Annotated in this window: 14 protein-coding genes; 6 read left to right on the top strand and 8 right to left on the bottom strand. The window is 71.7% G+C overall.

From position 1 onward, the window contains the following. Positions 1-71: 71 nt before the first annotated feature. The 7 genes from ACOZ38_RS42715 to lanL all read right to left on the bottom strand — a co-directional run bounded on the left by ACOZ38_RS42715 (position 72) and on the right by lanL (position 9,055). On the bottom strand, positions 72-1,811 hold the full coding sequence (locus ACOZ38_RS42715; protein WP_424536541.1) for an ABC transporter ATP-binding protein: 1,740 nt from the start codon (positions 1,809-1,811) through the stop codon (positions 72-74). After that, positions 1,811-3,511: an ABC transporter ATP-binding protein gene (locus ACOZ38_RS42710; RefSeq protein WP_424536540.1), complete on the bottom strand. Its 1,701-nt coding sequence runs from the start codon at positions 3,509-3,511 to the stop codon at positions 1,811-1,813. The genes ACOZ38_RS42715 and ACOZ38_RS42710 overlap by 1 nt, the downstream gene beginning before the upstream one ends. Before the next feature lie 383 nt (positions 3,512-3,894). After that, positions 3,895-4,020, bottom strand: a complete 126-nt coding sequence (locus ACOZ38_RS42705; protein WP_424536539.1) for a hypothetical protein — start codon at positions 4,018-4,020, stop codon at positions 3,895-3,897. A 44-nt stretch (positions 4,021-4,064) separates the two neighbouring features. Beyond that, a complete protein-coding gene (locus ACOZ38_RS42700; RefSeq protein ID WP_405142225.1) occupies positions 4,065-4,208 on the bottom strand; it encodes a hypothetical protein in 144 nt (47 codons plus the stop codon). 33 nt (positions 4,209-4,241) lie between these two features. Then, on the bottom strand, positions 4,242-4,376 hold the full coding sequence (locus ACOZ38_RS42695) for an ALQxL family class IV lanthipeptide (protein WP_424536538.1): 135 nt from the start codon (positions 4,374-4,376) through the stop codon (positions 4,242-4,244). A gap of 225 nt (positions 4,377-4,601) precedes the next feature. Then, the gene (locus ACOZ38_RS42690; protein WP_424536537.1) at positions 4,602-6,353 is read right to left on the bottom strand and encodes an alpha/beta hydrolase family protein; all 1,752 of its coding nucleotides are present in this window, start codon (positions 6,351-6,353) and stop codon (positions 4,602-4,604) included. Beyond that, on the bottom strand, positions 6,350-9,055 hold the full coding sequence (gene lanL, locus ACOZ38_RS42685; RefSeq protein WP_424536536.1) for a class IV lanthionine synthetase LanL: 2,706 nt from the start codon (positions 9,053-9,055) through the stop codon (positions 6,350-6,352). Before lanL ends, ACOZ38_RS42690 begins: the two co-directional genes overlap by 4 nt. A 273-nt stretch (positions 9,056-9,328) precedes the next feature. On the opposite strand from lanL, the gene ACOZ38_RS42680 reads away from it, so the two are divergent. The 6 genes from ACOZ38_RS42680 to tcmP all read left to right on the top strand — a co-directional run bounded on the left by ACOZ38_RS42680 (position 9,329) and on the right by tcmP (position 18,652). Further along, complete coding sequence (locus ACOZ38_RS42680) at positions 9,329-12,349, top strand: type 2 lanthipeptide synthetase LanM family protein (protein WP_424536535.1); 3,021 nt, start codon at positions 9,329-9,331, stop codon at positions 12,347-12,349. A gap of 39 nt (positions 12,350-12,388) precedes the next feature. Further along, the gene (locus ACOZ38_RS42675) at positions 12,389-12,592 is read left to right on the top strand and encodes a hypothetical protein (protein WP_405142220.1); all 204 of its coding nucleotides are present in this window, start codon (positions 12,389-12,391) and stop codon (positions 12,590-12,592) included. A gap of 99 nt (positions 12,593-12,691) precedes the next feature. Further along, positions 12,692-15,607 (top strand): helix-turn-helix transcriptional regulator, encoded by a 2,916-nt coding sequence (locus tag ACOZ38_RS42670; protein WP_424536534.1) that lies wholly within the window; start codon positions 12,692-12,694, stop codon positions 15,605-15,607. A gap of 145 nt (positions 15,608-15,752) precedes the next feature. Continuing rightward, positions 15,753-16,400, top strand: coding sequence for a Crp/Fnr family transcriptional regulator (locus ACOZ38_RS42665; RefSeq protein WP_424536533.1), 648 nt, complete (start codon positions 15,753-15,755; stop codon positions 16,398-16,400). Between the two features lie 95 nt (positions 16,401-16,495). Further along, positions 16,496-17,155 (top strand): hypothetical protein, encoded by a 660-nt coding sequence (locus tag ACOZ38_RS42660; RefSeq protein WP_424536532.1) that lies wholly within the window; start codon positions 16,496-16,498, stop codon positions 17,153-17,155. A 285-nt stretch (positions 17,156-17,440) separates the two neighbouring features. Then, on the top strand, positions 17,441-18,652 hold the full coding sequence (tcmP, locus tag ACOZ38_RS42655; protein ID WP_424536531.1) for a three-Cys-motif partner protein TcmP: 1,212 nt from the start codon (positions 17,441-17,443) through the stop codon (positions 18,650-18,652). On the opposite strand, the gene ACOZ38_RS42650 is transcribed toward tcmP, so the two are convergent. Beyond that, positions 18,639-19,415: a DUF5131 family protein gene (locus tag ACOZ38_RS42650; RefSeq protein WP_424536530.1), complete on the bottom strand. Its 777-nt coding sequence runs from the start codon at positions 19,413-19,415 to the stop codon at positions 18,639-18,641. The two genes, tcmP and ACOZ38_RS42650, sit on opposite strands and share 14 nt — an antisense overlap. Positions 19,416-19,767 lie beyond the last annotated feature (352 nt).

The raw sequence follows: 19,767 nt of genomic DNA, 5'->3' as shown, positions 1-19,767 counted from the left end.
TTCGCCGGATGCGCGCGACGGCCGCGCGCACGCTTTCGGATGCCCCGAGAGGGGGCGGCGTGAGGGTGAGGCTAAGCGGACGTGGTCCAGTGGCCGACGAGGGACTGGTACATGTCGCATCCGGCCAGCAGTTCGTCGTGGGTGCCGAGATCGGGGCCCGGCCTGCCGAGTACGAGGATGCGGTCGGCGCGGCGGGCCGAGGAGATGCGGTGGGCGATGACGATCAGCGTGCCGGGCCTGGCCCGGAAGGCGGCCTCGACGCGGGCTTCCGCCACGGGGTCGAGGTGGGCCGTGGCCTCGTCGAGGATCACCACCGGCGCGGGCGCGAGGTAGGCGCGGGTGAGCTCGACGAGCTGCTTCTCTCCCGCGGACAGCGGCGAACCCCCGGCGCCCAGCTCCGCGTCGAGCCCGCCCAGCCTGTGGACGACGGCCGCGAGCCCGGTGACGCCGGCGGCCTCCCACAGGCGGGCCTCGTCCACCGCGGGGGCGAGGCAGGTGAGGTTCTCCCTGACCGTCCCGGCGAACACGTACGCGTCCTGGGAGACGAGAACGACCACGCCGCGCGGCAGATCCGCGACGGGAACGCCGCCAAGCAGCACGTGCCCGGTGCTGGGGCGGCACACGCCGGTGAGGAGGTCGGCCAGGGTCGACTTGCCCGCACCGCTCGGACCGACGATCGCCAGGTGGCCTCCTTCCGGCACGCTCAGACGCAGGCCGTCGATCACGGGTTCGGCGCCGGGGGCATACGCGTAGCCCACCCCGGCGAGCTCGATCGCGGTGCCGTCGGCCCGGTGATCGGCCGGGGCGTCCGGACGTACGGGTGCGTGGGTCACCAGGTCGGAGAGCCGCCCGAGGACCGCGGCCAGCCGTGTGCCCCAGGAGGCGACGGTCTCCAGCCCCGCCCGCAGGGCCGGTTCCAGCGTGGTCGAGACGTAGGTGACGGCGCCCGCGACGGCGCCGGCGGTCATGCCGTTCCGCAGGAGCGTGGGCGTGCCGATCAGCAGGAAGACCAGCGGAAGCTGACCGCCGAGCATGGCCAGGGCGGGCCGTACGGCGTCGAGCCTGGCGAGCGCTCGGCTCAGTGCCGCCTGCCGGTCGATGACGGCCGCGGCGTCGCGGTCGGCGCGTGACTGGGCGCCGCACGCGGTGATGTCGCGCGTGGCGCCGAACAGCTCGCCGACGTGCCCGGCGGTCCGCTCCTCCGCGCGCATCAGCTCCCGTTGCCGCCGGGCGACGCGCCGCAGCAGCGGCACGGTGAGCAGCATCGACGCGACGACGGGCGGGAGGATCACGAGCAGGGCGCCGGGAGCGAGCGTGGCGAGGCCGCCGAGCGCCGCGAGGAGCCCGGTGACGGTCTGGCGGGCGCTGCGCAGCAGTACGGAGAGCAGGGTGCGCACCGTCTCCACCTGCTGGGTGAGGCGGGCGACACCGGCCTGGTCGGGCCGGTCGACACCGGCGGTCACACGGTCGAGCGTCGCGCCGACCACCGACCGCATGATGGCGTCCCGGATCCGCTCGACGAGGTCCGCGACGTACGGGGTGACGGCTCGGGTCGCGGCGGCCTTGAGCAGCATCGCCGCGCCGAACAGCGCCAGCCAGGCGCCCCCTGCCATCGGACGCCCTACCAGGAAACCCCGGTCGAGAGCCTGGGCCACGAGAATCCCGGAGGCGAGCGCGGGCAGGGCCTCGACGGCGGACCACCAGGCGATCCAGCGGAGTGGTCGGGCATAGCCGGTCAGATCCGGTACGAGCCGGCGGACCGGGCGGGCATAGCCGGTCAGATCTACGAGCCGGCGGAGCGTGCCGGTCATCACGAGGTCTCCCCGTCGGACTCGGCGGGCTGGAACAGCGCGCGGTACTCGGGCAGGGTCCACAGCTTCTCGTGCGGCGCCAGGGCGCGGATCTTCCCTTCGTGCAGCCAGGCGACCAGGTCGCAGCGGGCCGCCGTGGCGGCGCGGTGGGCGACGAAGAACCGGGTGCGCCCGGCCAGAGCCGCGTCGATGGCGGTGCTGACCTCGGCCTCGGTCACGGTGTCGAGGCTGGAGGTGGCGTCGTCGAGCACGGTCACGTCGGCGTCGCGGACCAGCGCGCGCGCCAGCCCGAGCCGCTGTGCCTCGCCGCCGGAGCGCGGGGCGTCGGCGAGCGGTGTGTCGTAACCCCGGGACGACCGGCGGACCCAGCCGTCGATGCGGGCCCGCTCGGCCGCCCGTACGACGTCGGCTCTGTCCACCGGCCCGAGCCCGTAGGTCAGGCCGTCGTGCACGGAGGCGCCGAGCAGGTGGGGGTGGGCGAACGCGTAGGCCACCAGGCGTCGCAGCTCGGCGGGCCCGATCGCGGAGACGGGCACACCGTCGAGGAGCACGGTGCCGTGGTCCGGGTCGCGCAGGCGCCCGACGAGCGCGACGAGGGCCGACTTGCCGGAGCCCGACCGGCCGACGACGGCGACGCTCGTGCCCGCGGGAACGGTGAGATCGAGCCGGTCGAGCACCGGGGTGCCGTCCACGAGGACCGTGATGTCGCGGAACTCCACGTCGGCTCGTACGGCCGGCAGGGTGGCGGTTCCCGAGCGGTCGGGCGGCTCGGTGGAGAGCACCTCGCCGAGGCGACCGGAGCCGGCGCGGGCGCGGGCTATGCCGAGCATCACCTCGACCAGGGCGATGCCCTGTAACGCGAGGCCCGCGTAGGCGACGGCGGCGAGGAGCTGCCCGGGGGACACGCGTCCGGCGGCGACACCGTACCCCGCGATGCCCAGGGTGAGCATGCGCAGGGCCGGGATGATCAGGTCGAGATGGAACAGCACGGAGCGCTGCATCCGCCACATCGCCCGGCCCGCCTCCGCCATGCGGGGCAGTGGCTGGAGCACCCGGTGTTTCTCCCGGTCGACCATCCCGCAGGCCCGTACGGTGCGGACGCCCGCCATGACGTCGGCGAGCCGGGCGGCGAGGTCGCCCTGCGCCTTCTGGTAGTCGCCGGCCAGCGTGGTGGTGGCAGAGACGAACCGGTGGACCAGCAGCAGCGTCAGCCCGACGCCGAGGAGCAGTACCGCGGCGGTGACGGCGTCGATGTACCACAGGACCAGCCCGCCGCCGATCGCGGTGAGCGTCGTGGTCACGGCCGTGACCACCAGGGGGCCGATCATCGCCGTCTCGGTGGTGGCCGTCAGCAGCCTGCTCGTCAGGTCGCCGGGCGCGAAGCGCTGAAGCCCGCTGGTGAGGGAAAGGGTGTGGGTGACCAGCCGTCGCCGCAGGTCGGCGGTGGTGCCGGCCGACCAGCCGCCCATCATGCGCGCCTGCGCCATCGCGAGCAGCGTCCCGGCGCCGTACAGACCCCCGAGCTGGAGGAGCGGGCCGGCGGTCGGCCGCCCGGCGAGCGCGGCGTCGACGGCGGCGGCGACGGCCAGCGGCCCGGTGAGGGTGACCGCCGTACCGGCGAGAGCCACCGCGGTGATCACGGCGAGTCCTCGGCCGCGGTGCCCGGCCAGGGCGCCGGCGGTGACGGAGGAAGTGGTCATGGAGTTCTCCCAAGCGGTGACCGGGCCGGGCACGTCATGACGTGCCCGGCCCGGTGCGTGCGGGTTCAGGACCTGATCGTGGTGGTGCGGAGAGTCTCGAAAGCGGAGGTGGGGAACGGCGCCAGGCCGTTCACCCCGCCGGGTTCCGCTCGGGCGAACGCCGCAGAGCGCCGGCCTCGAGACTCATGACGAACGGTCCTTTCCGATCGCGGGTTTTACAGCCAGCCGGTGAAGACCCACGTGCAGGTCCAGGTGAAGGTGGGCGGCGGGATCAGCCCGTCGGCCGCCGGGTTCTGCTCGGGCAGTCGCTGGAGGGCGTCGGTGTCGAGGCTCATGGTGAACATTCCTTTCTGATCGGGTCGTTGGATCGGTGCGTGCGGGTGTTACATCCAGGTGCTGGTCAGGTCGGTCAGGAACATCGTGCAGGTCCAGGTGGGCGGCGGCCGCAGGCCGTTGGCCGCCGGGTTCTGCTCGGGCAGTCGCTGGAGGGCGTCGGTGTCGAAGCTCATGGTGAACAGTCCTTTCTGGTCGGATCGTCGGACGGTGGTGGCGCTCACCACGTCGCGGTGGACGTGATCGCGGTGGACGAGTGGCACTGGAAGATCGTGGTCACCTCGCTCACCTGCTTCCGGGCCATGCCGGTCTGGTGGCCGGCGTGCTCGGGCAGCCTCTGCAGTTCCGCTACGTCGAAGCGCATGGCGGTTCTCTCTCGATCGACAAGCGGGGCTTGTCAGTTGGCGGTGTACACGCCGCAGATCGTCCACCAGATGATGTCGGTGAGCGTGCGGGACTCGTTTGCGGCCAGCCCCTTGGTCTCCGGCTCTCTCAGCGGCAGTCGCTGGAGGGCGTCGACGTCGAAGTTCATGGCATTCACCCCCTCTGTCGGTCCGGTGGCCGGAGTGCCGGTCACGTGGTGAAGATCGTCCAGACGATGATCGAGATGATCGACTCGCCGGCGGCGAGCCCCTTCATCTCGGGCTCGCGCAGCGGCATCCGCTGCAGGGCCTCCAGGTCGAAGGTCATGGTGTTCACCTCCTTTCTTCGGTCGCCGGGTCCCGCCGGCGAGTTCGCCGGGGGAGGTCTGAGGCGGTCAGGCCGGGTCCCGCAGGAGGAACCGGATCATCGCGTCGGCGAGCGCCGCGCCGCCCGGCTCGCCGACGGGGAAATGGCCGCCGCCGGGCACCTCGACGTAGTCGAGGTCGTCCGAGCGACCGGCGCGGCGCAGGAGGCCGACCAGCTCGCGGGACTGCTCGACCGGAACCACCTGGTCGCCGGTGCCGTGGATGATGTGCAACGGGACGGCCAGGCGCCGGTGCAGGTCGCCGAGATCGCGCGGGCCCAGCGCGTCGACGTGCACGTGGTCGCCGCCGAGTCGCGCGACGAGCCGCCTGGTCGGGTGCGACGCCTGCCGGTGCAGGCGCTGCCCCGACAGGAAGGGGGCGACCACGGCGACTCTGCCGAACAGCTCGGGGGCGGTGGCCGCGGCCAGCAGCGCGAGGAACGCCCCGTAGCTCGCGCCGTACAGCATCGGCGGCGGGAGCCCGGCGCCGGCGCGGGCCTCGGCAAGGTCGCGGGCGAGGGCGTGGACGTCGTCCAGGTCGGCGCCGCCCCAGGCGCCGTCGATGCGGGCACGGTACGGCTCTCCGTAGCCGGTGCTGCCCTGCTGGTTGGGGGCGACGACGGCGATGCCCGCCTGCGCGAACCACTGGAACTGCGGCTCGAACTCGAGCCGCCAGTGCGCCTCCGGGCCGCCGTGCAGCGCGATGAGCAGATGCCGGGCATGCCGCCAGTCGTCGCCGTACACCACGGCCTCCATCGGTTCCCCGGCGCCGGTCAGCCAGACGGCGCGGCCGGGGACCCACGGCGTGGGCCGGGGCGTCGCGGGGTCCCCGGCGCGCACGAGCTCGCCGGGGATCGTGGGCGTGCTGACCGACACGTACAGGCCCGCCGGGTTCCACACGGCCTCCCGGTTGATGATCCCCACGGGAGTCGTGAGACTCTCGGCCCGGTCGGTGTCCACGTGGTAGCCGAGCAGCCGGCTGGTCGCCCCCTGCTGCACCCGCAGCGCGAGACGTTCCCCGGTGGGGTCGATCGCGATCGGGGCCACGGTGCCGTCGATGGCGTTGAGCCCGGCGGGGAAGGTGACGTCGCCGCCCGGCGTGGCGCAGGCGACGCCGAAGTGGCCGGGGGCGTCGCTGGCGAGCACGAGGCGACCGCTGACGGGCGAGGCGAGCAGCAGGTGCTCGCGTGCCCGGGCGGACGCGCCCGGCAGGGGCGTGACGCCGCCGCCCAGCGTGTCCACGGCGATCGGCCGGGCGGTGTCGCCGGTGAGGTGGGTCATGCCGAGGCGGCGCCCGGCGGCGTCGAGCGGGAACCCGCCGGCGAGCATCCCCTCGACGGTCGCGACGTGACTCACCCACGGCTCGTGGGGGAGCACCAGGAACAGGTGGCTCCTGACCAGCGCGTCGTCGAAGACCACGGCGTACGCGAGGACCTGCCTGGGTGGTGCCGCCAGCAACTTGGCCGACGTCCAGTCCAGGGTCCGCACGTGCCGGTCGGCGGCCGGGGACAGCAGGTGCAGGCGGTAGTCGCCCGGTGCGCCGCGCAACACGGCGATCTGGTCCCCCGCCACGGGCACGGCACGGGTGTAGGCGGTCTCGTCGTCGCTGAGCAGCCGCCACCTGCCGCCGGGCAGCCGCCGGACTTCGAGGGCGAGCCGCTCCTCGCCGTACGGGGCCGTCAGGCAGGTCACCGTCCGGCCGTCGGGCGAGGCCTGGAACGCGGTACGGAAGCGCATGCGGTCCACCAGGGCGGTGGCCGGAGCGATCGTGGGCGCGGTCACCTGGCTCCCTCTCCTTGCGGGATCGCGGGGAGCCACATGCGCGGGCCACCGTGGTGCAGCCGCGTCAGCAGCGCGAGCAGCCCGCTCAGCCCGGTGTTGTAGCCGGCGCTGACCCCTCGGCCCGGCGCGTCGGCGACGAGCAGGCGGCCTGCTTGGCGTACGGGACGGGCGAGCGCGCAGGAGGCGAGCTCCGCGGCCTGGTCCCGATAGCGGGGCTCGTCGAGTGCCTCGGCCAGGTCCAGCAGGAAGTCGGCGTCTCCGGCGAGGCCGTGGCAGGCGGCGGGAAGTGCCCGCCAGCGGTTGCGGTACACGGCCACCGCGGCCTCGCGCGCGAGCCCGGCGAAGCGGTCCTCACCGGTGACGGTCGCGAGGCGCAGCAGGAAGGTGCCGATGCCCGAGGAGCCGCTGCACCAGTGCGCGAGAGGAGTCGCGTCGTGCGGACCCGCGGGCCACCACGCGGCCCCGTCCTCTCGGACGGCCAGGCCCGCGAGGGTGGCGCCGGCCTCGACGGCGAGCGCGACCAGGTCCGCGCGTCCGCCGGCCGCCCCGGCGGTGAGCAGGAACGTTCCGATCCCGGCCACGCCGTGGGCGAAGCCGTAGTGGGTGGCGCCGGCCAGCTCCGAGCGGAGGCTCGCGGGGATCGGCCAGTACACGCCGCCGTCACGGCGGGTCACGGCGGCCGCCAGCCCGTCGGCGCAGGCCAGGGCGCGCTCGCGGAAGGTCTCCACGCCGGTGGCCCGCCACAGGTGAAGCTGGGTGAGGCCGGCACCGGCAGCGCCGTGGCACACGTCCGGGTTCGGCCAGACCAGCGGCACGGCCTTGGCCTGGGCGAGCGCCACGGCGGCCAGATCGTCGTCGTCGAGCGCGCGGGCGGCGTCGTGCAGCGCCCACGCGGCACCGGAGCGGCCGAAGTACAGGCCGGGCAGCACGCGGTCGTCGCCCGCGAGCCTGTCGCGGATCCACCCGGCGGCCCGCCGCAGCGGGTCTTCCAGGCCACCGCCGAGAAGGGTGTGGGCGCGGGCGAGCACTCCCAGCGTCCCGGCCGCGCCGTGCTGGACGTTGAGCGGGTCGCTGTCCGCGTCGTAGTGCCACAGCCGGGCCTTGTCAGGGGTCATCGTCTCGGCGACGAACGCGAGCCCGTCGCGCAGCACCGACTCGTGCCGGACGGCCGGCACGCGGGCGTCGCCGACGCGGGCCGGCGGGGCGGCGGGCGGGTCGACGTCCCGGAGGAAGTCACGCACGCGGCGCAGAGACCAGCGCGCGCCGGGATCGTCCGCGAGCAGCCCGAGCAGCAGCGGCTGGAGCCGCCGCACCGCGCCGTTGGTCACCGCGGCGATCCTGACCAGCTCCTCCGCGGGGCCGGCACCGGGGTGTCGCGGCCTGCCGTCCACGAGGTCGTACGAGGACGCGGGCGGGGTGCCCCCGGTCAGCAGCGAGAACAGCAGTGCGCCGAGCGCGTATCTGTCGACCGCGAAGTCGGGGGCCGGTCCGGGACGCATGGCGTCGATCTGTTCCGGCGCGGCGAACCCCGGGGTGTAGGCGGGCTGGACGAGATCGCCGGGCCTGGCCGCCATCTCCAGGTCGATCACGCGGACCTCGCCGCCGGGTTCGACGATGACGTTGGTCGCCGTGAAGTCGCGCAGTGCGTACCCCGCGCCGTGCACGCGTTCGAGGGCGCCGGTCAGGCGGCGCGCCATGTCGAGCACCACCGGCCAGGCCGGTTCGAGCGTGTCCAGGCCCTTGTGCGAGATCTGCTCGTGGCTCCAGGCGGCGAAGGTGGATCCCGTGACCTGTTCCTCGGCGAGGAAGAGGTCGTCGTCCTGCCGGAACAGCTTCACCGGACGCGGGGTGACGCCGAGGCCGGCGAGATCGGCCAGCACCTCCGCCTCGTAGCGCAGGCGGTCCTGCGCGTCGTTGCCGGAGAGCCCGGAGTCCACGTGCCGCCGGGCCTGCTTGACGACCACGGTGGCGCCGGTCTCGGTGTCGGTGGCGAGGTACACGCCGCCGCGGTTGGCGTGCCGGATCGCCTCGTAGACCTTGAAGCGGCCGTCGAGGAGCACCGCTTCCGGCGCGTCGCCCGCGGGCGGTTTCGCGGGGTCAGGCAGGGGCGCGGTCGCCCACGGCGGCGGCGTGAACCACGGATCGCGCCGGTCCTCGACGAGATCGCCGGCCGGGGAGACGATCACGTGCCGGATCCGCCCGTCGTCGTCGCGCTGGGGGAGCCCGCGGAACGCGCCGTACCGGTAGTGCACGAGGCTGCCGGGCAGGTACGGCCGGTCGGACAGGATCTGCGGGCCGGGAAGGCCCACGGTGGCCTCGTGCAGGCCGGCGGCGACGCGGCGGAAATGGTCGTCGTCGAGCGGGTAGGCCGTGATGAACTTGCCCGCGCCGCCGCGCGGGGTGTGCGCGCCGCCGAGTTCCAGCACGCGGGCGAGCGTGGGGGCGAACTTGAAGGCGCAGCCGTGGCGCACGAGCACCTGTGCGGCACGCCGCAGCACCAGTGGGGCCGCCAGCGCCGTCGTCGACACGTGCAGCTTCCAGCCCTGCGTACGGTAGCGGTACCCGTGCGGTTCGACCGCGCACCACACGTCGCGGTCCCGCGTGACCCAGCCGTCCGCGCCCTCGCGGTCGAGGATCGTGCGTACCACTTCCGCGAGCGGGAACCCGTCGTCCGGTTGAGATTCGGCTGCCGCGCTGCCCATGACGCCCCCCAGAGCTCTTTCGTGTCCGTCGCACAGGGGTAAGGCTGTCCGGCGGGACCACCGGGGCACATCCGTACGCTCCACCCGGTTTGCGGCGGGGGCGTGGCGGCGGGCGGGTAGGGGCGGCGGCCGTGACCGCCCGGCGCCCGGATCACCCGGCGGCTCGGCGGTTCACCGGCTGGGCGGTGGAAGTGCGCTGGTCAGCGGGTTGAGCGCAAATATGGGTACTCAGCACCCATGTCCGGCTGATCGCGGCCTGGCACAGTCGTCGCCATGCCCGGAACGCCGACTCTCGCCCCGTCACCGGTGATCGCACCCGCCTGGTGGACGCCCGGTCTCAACCTCGCCGAGCGTGCCGTGTCGCCGGTCGCCCCCGACGCGGCCGAGGCGCCCGAGTGGGCCACCGTCACGGAGCGGGTGCTGGCAATGGACCCCGGCGCTCGGACGGCTCCGGACGGCTTCGGGTCGATCGTGCGGCCGTTCGCCACGCACGCCGAGCGCGAGCTGGCCGAACGGCTGCCACCCTCGCGGGGCACGGTGGAGGTCGAGGCCGTCCTCGACGCCTTCGTCCAGCAGTTGAGCGCCCGGCTGGTCCGTACGGCGAGCCGTACGCTGGTCCTCGAACTCCACCGGGCCAGGAAGGCAGGCCGGCTCGGCGGGGCCACGCCCGAGCAGCGGTTCGCCGACTTCGTGCGCCTGCGCTCGACCCCCTCGGGCCTCACCGGCCTGATGTCCGAGTACCCCGTGCTCGCCCGGCTGCTGGCGCGGATGAGCGGGCAGGCCGTCGACGCCACCGCCGAGCTGCTGGAACGCTTCACCGCGGACCGCGGTGCGATCGTGGACCGGCTGCTCGGCGGCCGGGATCCCGGCCCTCTCACCCGCCTCGCCGAGTCCGGCGACCGTCACAGGGGCGGCCGTGCCGTGGCCGTGCTGCACTTCGCCACCGAGGCACGCGCCGTGTACAAGCCGCGCGCCGTCGCCGTACACGAGCACTTCAACGAGGTCGTCCGCTGGCTCAACTCCCTGGTGCCCGGGCTCGAGCTGCGCACCGTCGCCCTTGTCGACCGGTCGGCGTACGGCTGGGCGGAGTTCGTCCACCCTCGGCCCTGCGAGAGGCCGGCCGACGTCGAACGCTTCTACCACCGGCAGGGCGCCCTGCTCGCCCTGCTGTACGCCCTCAACGGCACCGACATGCACTACGAGAACGTGATCGCCTGCGCGGACCAGCCGGTGCCCGTCGACGTGGAGACGCTGCTGCACCCGGCGCTTTCCACGGTGACCGATCCCGCCGCCGCGGCCCTGTCCGCGTCGGTGATGGAGACCATGCTGCTGCCGTTGTCCCTGGTCGGCGATCGAGGGGCGGCCGACATGTCCGGGCTCGGCGGCGACCACAGCGCCGTGTTCCCCGTCGACGTCGTGGAGTGGGACGCGCCGGGCACAGACGAGATGAGGCTGGTGCGCCGGCCCGCCCGGTTCACCGGCGGAGCCAACCGGCCGAGGCTCGACGGGGACTCGCCGGACCCGGCCGACCACCGTGACGCTCTGCTGTCGGGGTTCCGGGCCGCGTACGACGCGATCGTCGCGCACCGGGCCGATCTCGCCGGCCCGCGCGGCCTGCTGCACCGGTTCGCGGACGACGAGGTGCGCGTGCTGACGCGGCCGACCCACGTGTACGCGTCGCTCCTCGACGAGTCGACCCATCCCGACGTGCTGCGCGACGGGGTGGAGCGGGACCGTGTGCTGGACTACCTCGCCCCGGCGACCGCCGAACCCGTGCACGACCTGACGCTCGGCCACGAGCTCACCGAGCTGTGGAACGGCGACGTGCCGCTGTTCGGCACCCGGCCGGGGAGCCGGGACCTGTGGACCGGGTCGGGCGAGGTCGTGAAGGGAGTGCTCAGGAGGTCCGCCCTCGACGCGACCATCCAGAAGATCCAGAGCATGGGCCCGAGCGATCGGTGCGACCAGGAATGGATCATCAGGGCCTCGCTCTCGACGCGCCGTGCCGACGCCGGCCACGAGAGCGGAGAGCCGGTCCGGACCGTCCCGTCAGGCGCCGTCCCCGATCGCTGGCGTCTGCTCGCCGCGGCCTGTGGCTTGGCGGACCAGATCATCGGCCGTGGCTACCGGGACGGCACACGGGTCAACTGGCTGGGGCTCGAACCCGCGGGCGGGCACCGGTGGACGCTCATGCCGCTCGGCGCGGGACTGGCCACCGGCTACAGCGGCACCGCCCTGTTCCTCACCGAACTGGCCCACGTGACCGGGATCCAGCGGTACGCCACCGCGGCCCGCCGGGCACTTGCGCCGTTGCCCGATCTGCTCGCCGCCCTGGCCGCCCGGCCTGAACATGTCCCGGCCATCGGCTGTGGTGGTTTCTCCGGATTCGGGGGGATCGCCTACGCGCTGGCGCGACTGGCCGATCTGCTGGACGACGCGGTTCTGTCCGACTCTGCCGAGACCGCCGTACGGCTCGCGGCACTGGCCGTGGAGACCGACGACGATCTCGATCTCGGCGTCGCCGACGGCAGCGCGGGATGCCTCGCGGCGATGCTCTCCGTTCACGAGCTCACCGGGTCGCCCGCCGCGCGGCGTACGGCCACGGCCTGCGCGGACCATCTGCTCACGCACCCCGCCACCTCCGGCCTCCCCTCCGGCTTCGCCGCGGGAACGGCCGGTGCCGGCTGGGCGCTGCTGCGGTTCGCCGCGTCCGGCGGCGGTGACCGCTACGCCGAGCATGGCCGCGAGCTGCTGACCCGCTCGGCTTCTGAGCTACTGACCGGCTCGGCTTCTGAGCTGGTGACCCGCTCGGCTTCTGAGCTGGTGACCGGCTCTGCTTCTGAGCTGGAGACCGGCTCGGCTGCGAGCCTCACCTCGGCACCCTCCTGGTGCCGTGGCGCTCCCGGCGTGGCACTGGCCCTCGCTGACAGCCCCGCGCTGCTCGCCGACCCCGCGATCTCCGCGCTCGTCGACCGGGTCGTCACCGGCATCCCACGAGGGGGGCTGCTGTCCGACCACAGCCTGTGCCACGGCGAGGCGGGCCGTCTCGACCTGCTCGCGGTCGCGGCGGAACGCGGGAGCACGCCGGCCGTGATCGCGCTGCTCCAGCAGGGGGGCGCCCTGCTGGCGGCCCTGGAGAGGTACGGCCCGAGATGCGGCACCGCCGACGTCGCCGGCCCCGGCCTGTTGCACGGCCTCGCCGGAATCGGGTTCGCGCTGCTCAGGCTGGGCGCGCCGCACCAAGTTCCCTCGGTGCTGCTTCTTCGGGCACCGGGGCGTCAGAGGGGCACCTGAAGATCGGGCGCCCATGTTCCTAAAGGGGGAGAAGGCAGTATGGAGAACAGTGATGCCGTTCCGTCGACGGCCGAGCGCGGTGCCGACGACGCGAACGCGGGGGAGCACCCTGCGGGGGAGATCAAGATCAGCGTGCTGAGGCGCGCGACGCTTCGAGCGGGGCTGCTCGCCGGGGCGATCGGGCTGGGGGGCGGCACCACGGTGGATCCGGGTAACAGCACCCATTCAACCGTGTTCATGTGATCTGGTGACGAGGGCGCCGGGCCGTCACCCGGCGCCCTCGTCGCGCGGATGCAATCGCGAATCGATCGTTCGTCAACATCCCTGATCAAGCCTCGGATCATGCGCGTTTTCTCACCTGTCCTTGTCGGTCGTGATGACGAGCTGGAATTGATCGGCGATCGGCTGGCCGCCGCCCGCGACCGGCGCGGTGACACCGTCTTCGTCCTCGGAGACGCCGGCATCGGCAAGACACGGCTCGTGGGAGAGAGCGCCCAGCACGCCGCGGAGAAGGGCATGGTGGTGCTTCGCGGTCGCGGGAGCGCGGTCGGCCCGGCGGTGCCGTTCCGGGCGGTCACCGAGGCGCTGCTCTCGCTGCCCCGCGCGGGCGGCATACCGCTCGACGACCCCGATCTCGCGCCCTACCGCCCCGCTCTCGGCCGCCTCGTCCCCGACTGGCGCGAGCACGCGGCACCCGGCACAGGGGAGTCGGTGATCGTGCTCGCGGAGGCCGTGCTCCGCCTGCTCGCGGTCGTCGGCCGCGACCGCGGCTGCCTCCTGATCCTCGACGACCTGCACGACGCCGACGCCGAGACCCTGGCCGTCGCCGAGTACCTCGCCGACAACCTCGCCGACCAGCCGGCCCTCCTGCTCGCCACCCTGCAACCTGGCTCGCACGCCGCGGGGGACGTGAGCCGCGCCGCGGTCGTCCGGCGGGCCGCGACGGCCGTCACCCTGCGCCCCCTCGGCACGGAGCACGTGAGGGCTCTTGCCGCCGCCTGCCTCGGCATCGAGGCCGGCGCACTGCCAGGCCCCGTCTCCGACCGGCTCACCCGCGACGCCGACGGCATCCCCTTCATGGTCGAGGAGCTGCTCGGCGACCTGCTCGACCGGCGTGTCCTGGTCCGGGACGGCAGCGCGTGGCGCCTGACCGCGGCGCCCGGCAACGACGTGCCCTCGAACGTCACCCGCGGCGTCGCGCAACGGGCGACGGGTCTCGGTCCCGAGACGCAGGAGGTGCTGCACCTGGCCGCCGTGCTCGGACGCCAGTTCCCCCTGGAGGCCGTCCGCGCCGTCCTCGGGCTCGACGAACGCGCGCTCTTCGGCCACCTGCGCGCCGGCGTCGACGCCCAGCTCCTGGTTCCCGATCCGGCCGTGCCCGACTGGTACGCCTTCCGCCACTCCCTGATCGCCGACGCGCTGCTGGCGGTGCTCCCCGCGGCGGAACGCGCCTCGCTGGCCCGGCGGGCGGCCGACGCCATCAGCGCCGCGCACCCCGGGCTGCCGGACGACTGGTGCCAGTTCGTCGCGGGACTACGCCTGACGGCCGGCGACGCGCACGCCGCCGCGCTGCTGCTGGCGGAGGCGGGCAGGCGCGCCCTGGCCACGGGCGCCACCGCGTCCGCGGCGACCCTCCTCGAACGTTCCTACGAGCTCGCCGACGGCACCTGCGCCGACGACCGCGCCCGGATACTCGAATCATTCCTCCAGGCCCTGGCCGAGGCGGGTCAGGCCGACCGGGCCTTCTCCGTGGCCGCCCGGGCCACCTGGGCCAACGTCGCGACGCTGAGCGCGGAACCGCACGTGGCGCTGCACGCCAGGCTGGCCTGGGTCGCCGTCGTGACCGGACGCTGGGCCGAGGGCGCCGCCTCGGTGAAGACCGCGCGCGCCGTGCTCGGATCCGCGCCGGAGCCGGGGCTCATCGCTCGCATCGACGTGGTCGAGGCCCACCTGATCCTGAACGACGGCCTGGGCCACGACCGCGCCGTCGAGGCGGAGCGACTCGCCCGCCACGCCGTCTCGTCCGCCATGGAGGCGGGGCTGCCCGAGGTGGCCTGCCAGGCCCTGCAACTGCTGGCCATGATCGCCCGGCAGCGCGGCTTCGACGAGGCGGACGCCCATCTGCGCCGCATGCTCGCCGTCGCGGAACAACATGATCTCCGCATGTGGCAGATCAACGCGCTGTTCCGGCTCGGGGTCAACGAGAGCATGCGCACGGGCGAGCAGGTCCGCCTCGAACAGGCCCAGCAGGCGGCCAGGCAGACGGGCGCGATCATGCTCGGGTACAGCATCGACGCGGTCTTCGCGATACGGGCGGTCATGCACGCCGAGTTCGACGTGGCGCGGGCGCTCGCCGATCGTTGCGCGGCGGCCACCGCCCGGCTGCGCAACGCCGACGACCACCAGTTCGCGGTGCTGACCGCCGCGGCCGCCGCCGCCCACCAGGCCAGGCGGCAGGAGATGGAGTTCATGCTCGGTGAGTTCGGCCGGCTGGGCGGCGCGCGCACCCAGCAGGCCCCGCTCGTCTCCGGTTTCTGCCAGGCGACGTGCGCCCTCCTTGAGGAGGACAGGCAACGGGCGATCGACGAGCTCGACCTGGCGTGGGCCTGGGAGGAGGACAACCCGCCGGTCTTCTTCCTGACGGGGCGCTACGGTCTGCGGCCGTTGCTCGCGGCGCTGCGATCCGCCACGGACCTCGCGGAGTACGAGGCCGTGGCCGGTGATGCGGCGGCGGAGCTGCGATGGAACCGGCAGTTCCTCCACCTGACACAGGCGGTCCTCCTCGGCAGGTCAGGCCGCCACGACGCCGCCGCCTCGGCGGTCGCGGAAGGGATGCGGGCCGCGGCTCCGTACCCCATGGCCGGCCACCTCGGGCTCAGGCTCGTCGCCGAGGCCGCCCTCGCCGACGGCTGGGGCGACCCGGTGACCTGGCTGCACACCGCCGAGGAGTACTTCCACAAGGTCGACGTCCCCGCCGTCGCGGCCGCGTGCAGAGGGTTGCTCCGCAAGGCGGGCATCACCGTGGCGCAACGCCGCACCGGCCATGACCGCATCCCGGCCGAACTCCGCAAGCAGGGCGTCACCGTGCGTGAGTACCAGGTGCTCGAACTGCTCATCGACCGCCACACCAACCACGACATCGCCCACCGCCTGCACCTGTCCCCCCGCACTGTCGAGAAGCACGTCGCGAGCCTCCTCGCGAAGACCGGGCACCCCAACCGCGTCGACCTGGCCCTCTACGCGGCCGACCTTCACTAACCGCAAGGACCACCGGCGACGCGGGACAGATACAGCGGTAGTAGTCAGCGGCGTCGGCCCCCGGCCGTGCCGTCGAGGGCGTCTCCTTAGCCGTAGAAGCGGAGATCGTGTTGCCGGGTACCGTGTGCCCGCACAAGATGAGGTGGTGGATGGTCTCGCCGGGGTCGTCTCCCCGGAGGCGTGGGGGAGTCTGGTCTCGGCGGGTGCGCCGCGGACGTACGAGCCGGGTTCGACGGTGCTTCGCCAGGGTGACACGGCGACGCATGTGCTGCTGCTCCTTGCCGGTCGCGTCCGGGTGTCCAGGGTGGCCGCCGACGGCACCGTGCTGGTGCTCGCCGTACGCGGCCCGGGCGAGCTGCTCGGCGAGATGGCGGTCCTCGGCGACGACGACCGTTCGGCCACGGTGACGGCGATAGACAGGTGCGGGACGCGGTCGATTCCGGCGGCCCGGTTCGTCGGGCTCGTCCGTTCGCTCGGGCTGGAGGGCGAGCTGCTGCGCCATGCCATGAGGCGGATACGTGAGGGGGAGGAGCTGCGCGCCGAGCTGGCGGCGTTGCCCGCCGGGCAGCGCATCGTGCACGCTCTGATGAGGCTCGGCGTTCCGCTGACGGACGCCCGCGTCTCGGTGGACGTGGGCCTCGACCAGACCGAGCTGGGGCAGGCGACCGGGCTGTCCCGCAGTACGGTCGCGGCCGAGCTCGCGCGGCTGAGAGAACAGGGTTTGATCGTCACGGCGAGGCGCCGGATCGTCGTCACCGATGTCCGTGCGCTCCGCGAGCTTGCCGGTGGGTGACGCTTGCATTCCCAAATCGGGCCAATGTCTGGTTTCCGACAGATGGCTGCCATTCGGTATCGCACAGTGTGCCCCAGATGACAGGAGGATCTTCAATGTCCGAGATGAGCCCGTACCGCGCGCTTCTGACGGTGGACGCGTCGGGTTACGGCCGGCAGCCAGATGCCCTGCTTCCGTTCATCCACCACGAGATCCACACGGCCCTGACGAACGCCTGTGAGCGCAGCTCGCTGAGCGAGCCGTGGGAGTCGGTGTCGCTGTTGCAGAGGCCGGGGGACGAGCTGGTCGCCCTGCTCCCCGTGGAGACGCTTCCCCTGCTCGTGCACCCTTTCCTCGACAACCTGCAGGACGAGCTGGCGCGCACCGACCAGAGGGTCTTCGAGCAGGACCATGGCCCCCGGTTGCGGCTGCGGGCGGCCGTGCATGTGGGGTCGCTGGAGGAGGACGGCTCGGTCACGACGGGCATCGCGAGGGCGGTGAACGACATCCACCGGCTGCTCAACTGCGAGCCGCTGATAGACGCGCTGTGCGACAGCGACCCCGACGTCACCTTCGTCGCGGCGATCATCTCGTCGGAGGCGTTCAGCAGGTACGTGGAGGAAGGGCGGACGAGCCTGGATCCGTCCCGCTTCACGAAGGTCCGGGCGCGGGTGAAGAAGTTCGACCGCCCGGCCTGGCTGTACGTCCCCCGGCCGTCCCAGGCCCCAGGGCAGGCGGCTCCACCCGCACCCCAGGAAGGCGTGGTCGGCAACTAGCGTCAGGTCACCGCGTCCTTGACCGATAGCGGGCGCGAGGGGTGGATTGGCACCCGCAGTGCTGCGGATCTTGACAAAGCTCTCCGCCGAAAGATCATTGATCTATAGCGACAACTGCTATCTCAGATTAAAAGTCACAATTTGCACTGATATCGGATGTCCGCTACCTGTTAAGGGAAGCGGCGAGGCCGATCTTTGCGTGTCACCCTTGTCGAAACTTGAGTGTGCCGTGTATTCGTCATGGTGCGAGACGTCTCTTCCCCCGCGTCGACAGGATCACGGCAAATGACCTCAAATGAGGACTTCTTCCGAGAAAAGCGCGCTGCAGCTGTGTTCAAGCACGGCATCCTGAAGCGATATCCGCCGGTGTTTGCCTCGAAGGCCGGGTTCAAAGTAAAAGACCATCGAGTGGTGTTCGTGGACGGCTACGCCGGTCGGGGGCGGTACGACGACGGTTCCCCCGGATCGCCGCTGCTCCTCGCGCAAGCTGCGGACTTCGTCAGAAAATACCGAAACGTCACAGGGATTTTCGTGGAGAAGAATCCCCTGCACTACGCCCATCTGACGCGCCTGCTTGCCGAAGAGGGGCGTGGGCTCCAGCATGCGACCCTTCAAGGTGACCTGGGAGAGCGCCTGCCTGAGGTGCTCTCCCAGGCGCGTGAGGCGGCGCTTTTCGTGTTCCTCGACCCATTCGGAACGGCACTCGACCGTGAACAGCTCGGTCAGATCCTCCTGAGGAAGGATTCCGCGCCGACGGAGGTTCTCCTCCACTTCAGCGTCAGCGCGGTGGCGCGGCTCGGGCCTGCTGTCAGGCAGATGCGTGACCAGGAAAGCCCGCCGGCGGAAGACGTGAAGAAGATCGAACGACTGAACCGCTTCCTCGGCGGAGTCTGGTGGCAGCCATATTTCGCGAGCGTTGCGGACGCCGAAGACCTCGGCAGCGCTACCGACGCGGCCCTCACCGTGAGTGACAGATACCGCGAGATCATCGAGAACGAGTCCGGCTTCGGATCCGTGAGCATGCCTGTCCGACCGCACCCCGACAACCAGCCAAGGTACGTTCTCGTCCTGTTCACCACCCACGTGGAAGGCAAGTGGCACTTCGCTGACGCCCTAGGGAAGTCGGGTATGGACTGGCACGAGGCATGGCGAAACGACATAGCGGCCAGAGAACGCCGAAAGCGCGAAGCCTTCGGGCAGACATCGATCTTCGACGACGAAGGAGAGCCGCCGGTCTTCGATCGCGCAAGACACCAGAAGGATCAGGAACCGAAGTGGATCGCGGCGATCGAAAACAATCTTCAGAAGTTGCTGGCCCAACATGGAACGTTCCGCATCGCCGACCATGTGGCGGACGTTTATGGCACCACCCTTGGATCAGCCTGGATACCACATATCAGAAATGCGGTGAAGCGCCTGAACGGCGCTGGAGTCATTGATAATAGCGGCAAAGGTGACTTTCACCTGGAGATGATCACTCGATCTAAGCCGTCATAGGGCGAGCGGAGTGTGGGGCGGCTGGGCGGCGTGATGGCATCTCATCCCAGGTGCGTCCGTCCAGCATGCGTCCACCGGCCTTTGGGGTCCTCCCCCCCCATTGCTTGAAGAAGAAGGCGACGTCGTCCTGAAGACACCGATCGCGGAGTTCGCGTACCCAATCGGGATCGACACGCCGGGCACCGGAACCGCTCTCGCCACCGGCGATCAACCAGTAGATTTCCGTGAGGTCGAGACCGCTCAACGAGCCTAGAAGTGGCTCCGCGGATATGAACCGTACGGCGGCTGGCACCCGCCGTAGAGAGTCGACTCGCGCTATCACCTGCTGGTTCTCGACGCTGACTCCCATCCAGACATTGTCCGGCCACGGGAGCTGGTGGGCGATGCGCGCGAGCCGAGTGGCACGCTTTGTCAGCACTTGGTAGGTGTGCTGAGGCGTTGCTGCCATGACGTCGAAGACTTGGCGGACGAAGGCGATGGGGACACGCGCATGGAACAGGTCGCTCATGGAGTTCACGAAAACGAGTCGCGGTTCACGCCAGCGTAGTGGCGTTGCCAACGTGTCTTCATGCATGGTCACCCCGAAGCCCGGTCCGCTAGTGCGAGGATCGCCATCATGCTGGTACTTCGCGGCGCCCATGGCTTTAAGCCGCTTTGCAAGCGTAAGTGCATAACAATTATCACAACCGGCCGAAACGCGATCGCATCCGGTCGTCGGGTTCCATGTGACCTCGGTCCATTCGATCCGGCTTCGATCTGCCATTGGTCGTTCCCTCCGCTCGGGTGACCCCGCTGAGTGCACGGATATCGACGTGACTATTAATACACCATAGCAGCGTCAATTTCTCTGCAACGTCCAGAATTAAGGATCCCCGGGGTCATCCCTTTGCGCTCTGATCTGGCAAAGCTCGCAAAATCGGGATTGAAGCGACGCCCCATACCTGTCAGAGGCAGGGGGCTGATGGCGGCGTCCCAGACGTCGGCGCTCACCACGCGAGGTGCCTGCGTGTCGGCATCAGTGTCCCGCAGACAACCCTGCCGCCGAACAGGGGCGTGACCTCTAGCGTTCCAGAGATCGAAAAGAACTTACTTCGTCAGATCAAGAGGAGACGTCG

It is taken from the genome of Sphaerisporangium viridialbum (genome assembly GCF_049674955.1).
GTDB classification, from domain to species: domain Bacteria; phylum Actinomycetota; class Actinomycetes; order Streptosporangiales; family Streptosporangiaceae; genus Sphaerisporangium; species Sphaerisporangium viridialbum.
The sequence above is the reverse complement of the archived record's forward strand: the minus strand, read 5'-3'. Positions and strand labels throughout refer to the sequence as shown.

What these genes read in the sequence shown, in the direction of transcription:
- ACOZ38_RS42650 (WP_424536530.1), bottom strand. Translation starts at nt 19,415, where the DNA reads ATGGCAGATCGAAGCCGGATCGAATGGACCGAGGTCACATGGAACCCG.
- ACOZ38_RS42695 (WP_424536538.1), bottom strand. Translation starts at nt 4,376, where the DNA reads ATGAACTTCGACGTCGACGCCCTCCAGCGACTGCCGCTGAGAGAGCCG.
- ACOZ38_RS42675 (WP_405142220.1), top strand. Translation starts at nt 12,389, where the DNA reads ATGGAGAACAGTGATGCCGTTCCGTCGACGGCCGAGCGCGGTGCCGAC.
- ACOZ38_RS42710 (WP_424536540.1), bottom strand. Translation starts at nt 3,511, where the DNA reads ATGACCACTTCCTCCGTCACCGCCGGCGCCCTGGCCGGGCACCGCGGC.
- ACOZ38_RS42680 (WP_424536535.1), top strand. Translation starts at nt 9,329, where the DNA reads ATGCCCGGAACGCCGACTCTCGCCCCGTCACCGGTGATCGCACCCGCC.
- ACOZ38_RS42670 (WP_424536534.1), top strand. Translation starts at nt 12,692, where the DNA reads ATGCGCGTTTTCTCACCTGTCCTTGTCGGTCGTGATGACGAGCTGGAA.
- ACOZ38_RS42705 (WP_424536539.1), bottom strand. Translation starts at nt 4,020, where the DNA reads ATGAGCTTCGACACCGACGCCCTCCAGCGACTGCCCGAGCAGAACCCG.
- ACOZ38_RS42660 (WP_424536532.1), top strand. Translation starts at nt 16,496, where the DNA reads ATGTCCGAGATGAGCCCGTACCGCGCGCTTCTGACGGTGGACGCGTCG.
- ACOZ38_RS42715 (WP_424536541.1), bottom strand. Translation starts at nt 1,811, where the DNA reads ATGACCGGCACGCTCCGCCGGCTCGTAGATCTGACCGGCTATGCCCGC.
- lanL (WP_424536536.1), bottom strand. Translation starts at nt 9,055, where the DNA reads ATGGGCAGCGCGGCAGCCGAATCTCAACCGGACGACGGGTTCCCGCTC.
- tcmP (WP_424536531.1), top strand. Translation starts at nt 17,441, where the DNA reads ATGACCTCAAATGAGGACTTCTTCCGAGAAAAGCGCGCTGCAGCTGTG.
- ACOZ38_RS42700 (WP_405142225.1), bottom strand. Translation starts at nt 4,208, where the DNA reads ATGCGCTTCGACGTAGCGGAACTGCAGAGGCTGCCCGAGCACGCCGGC.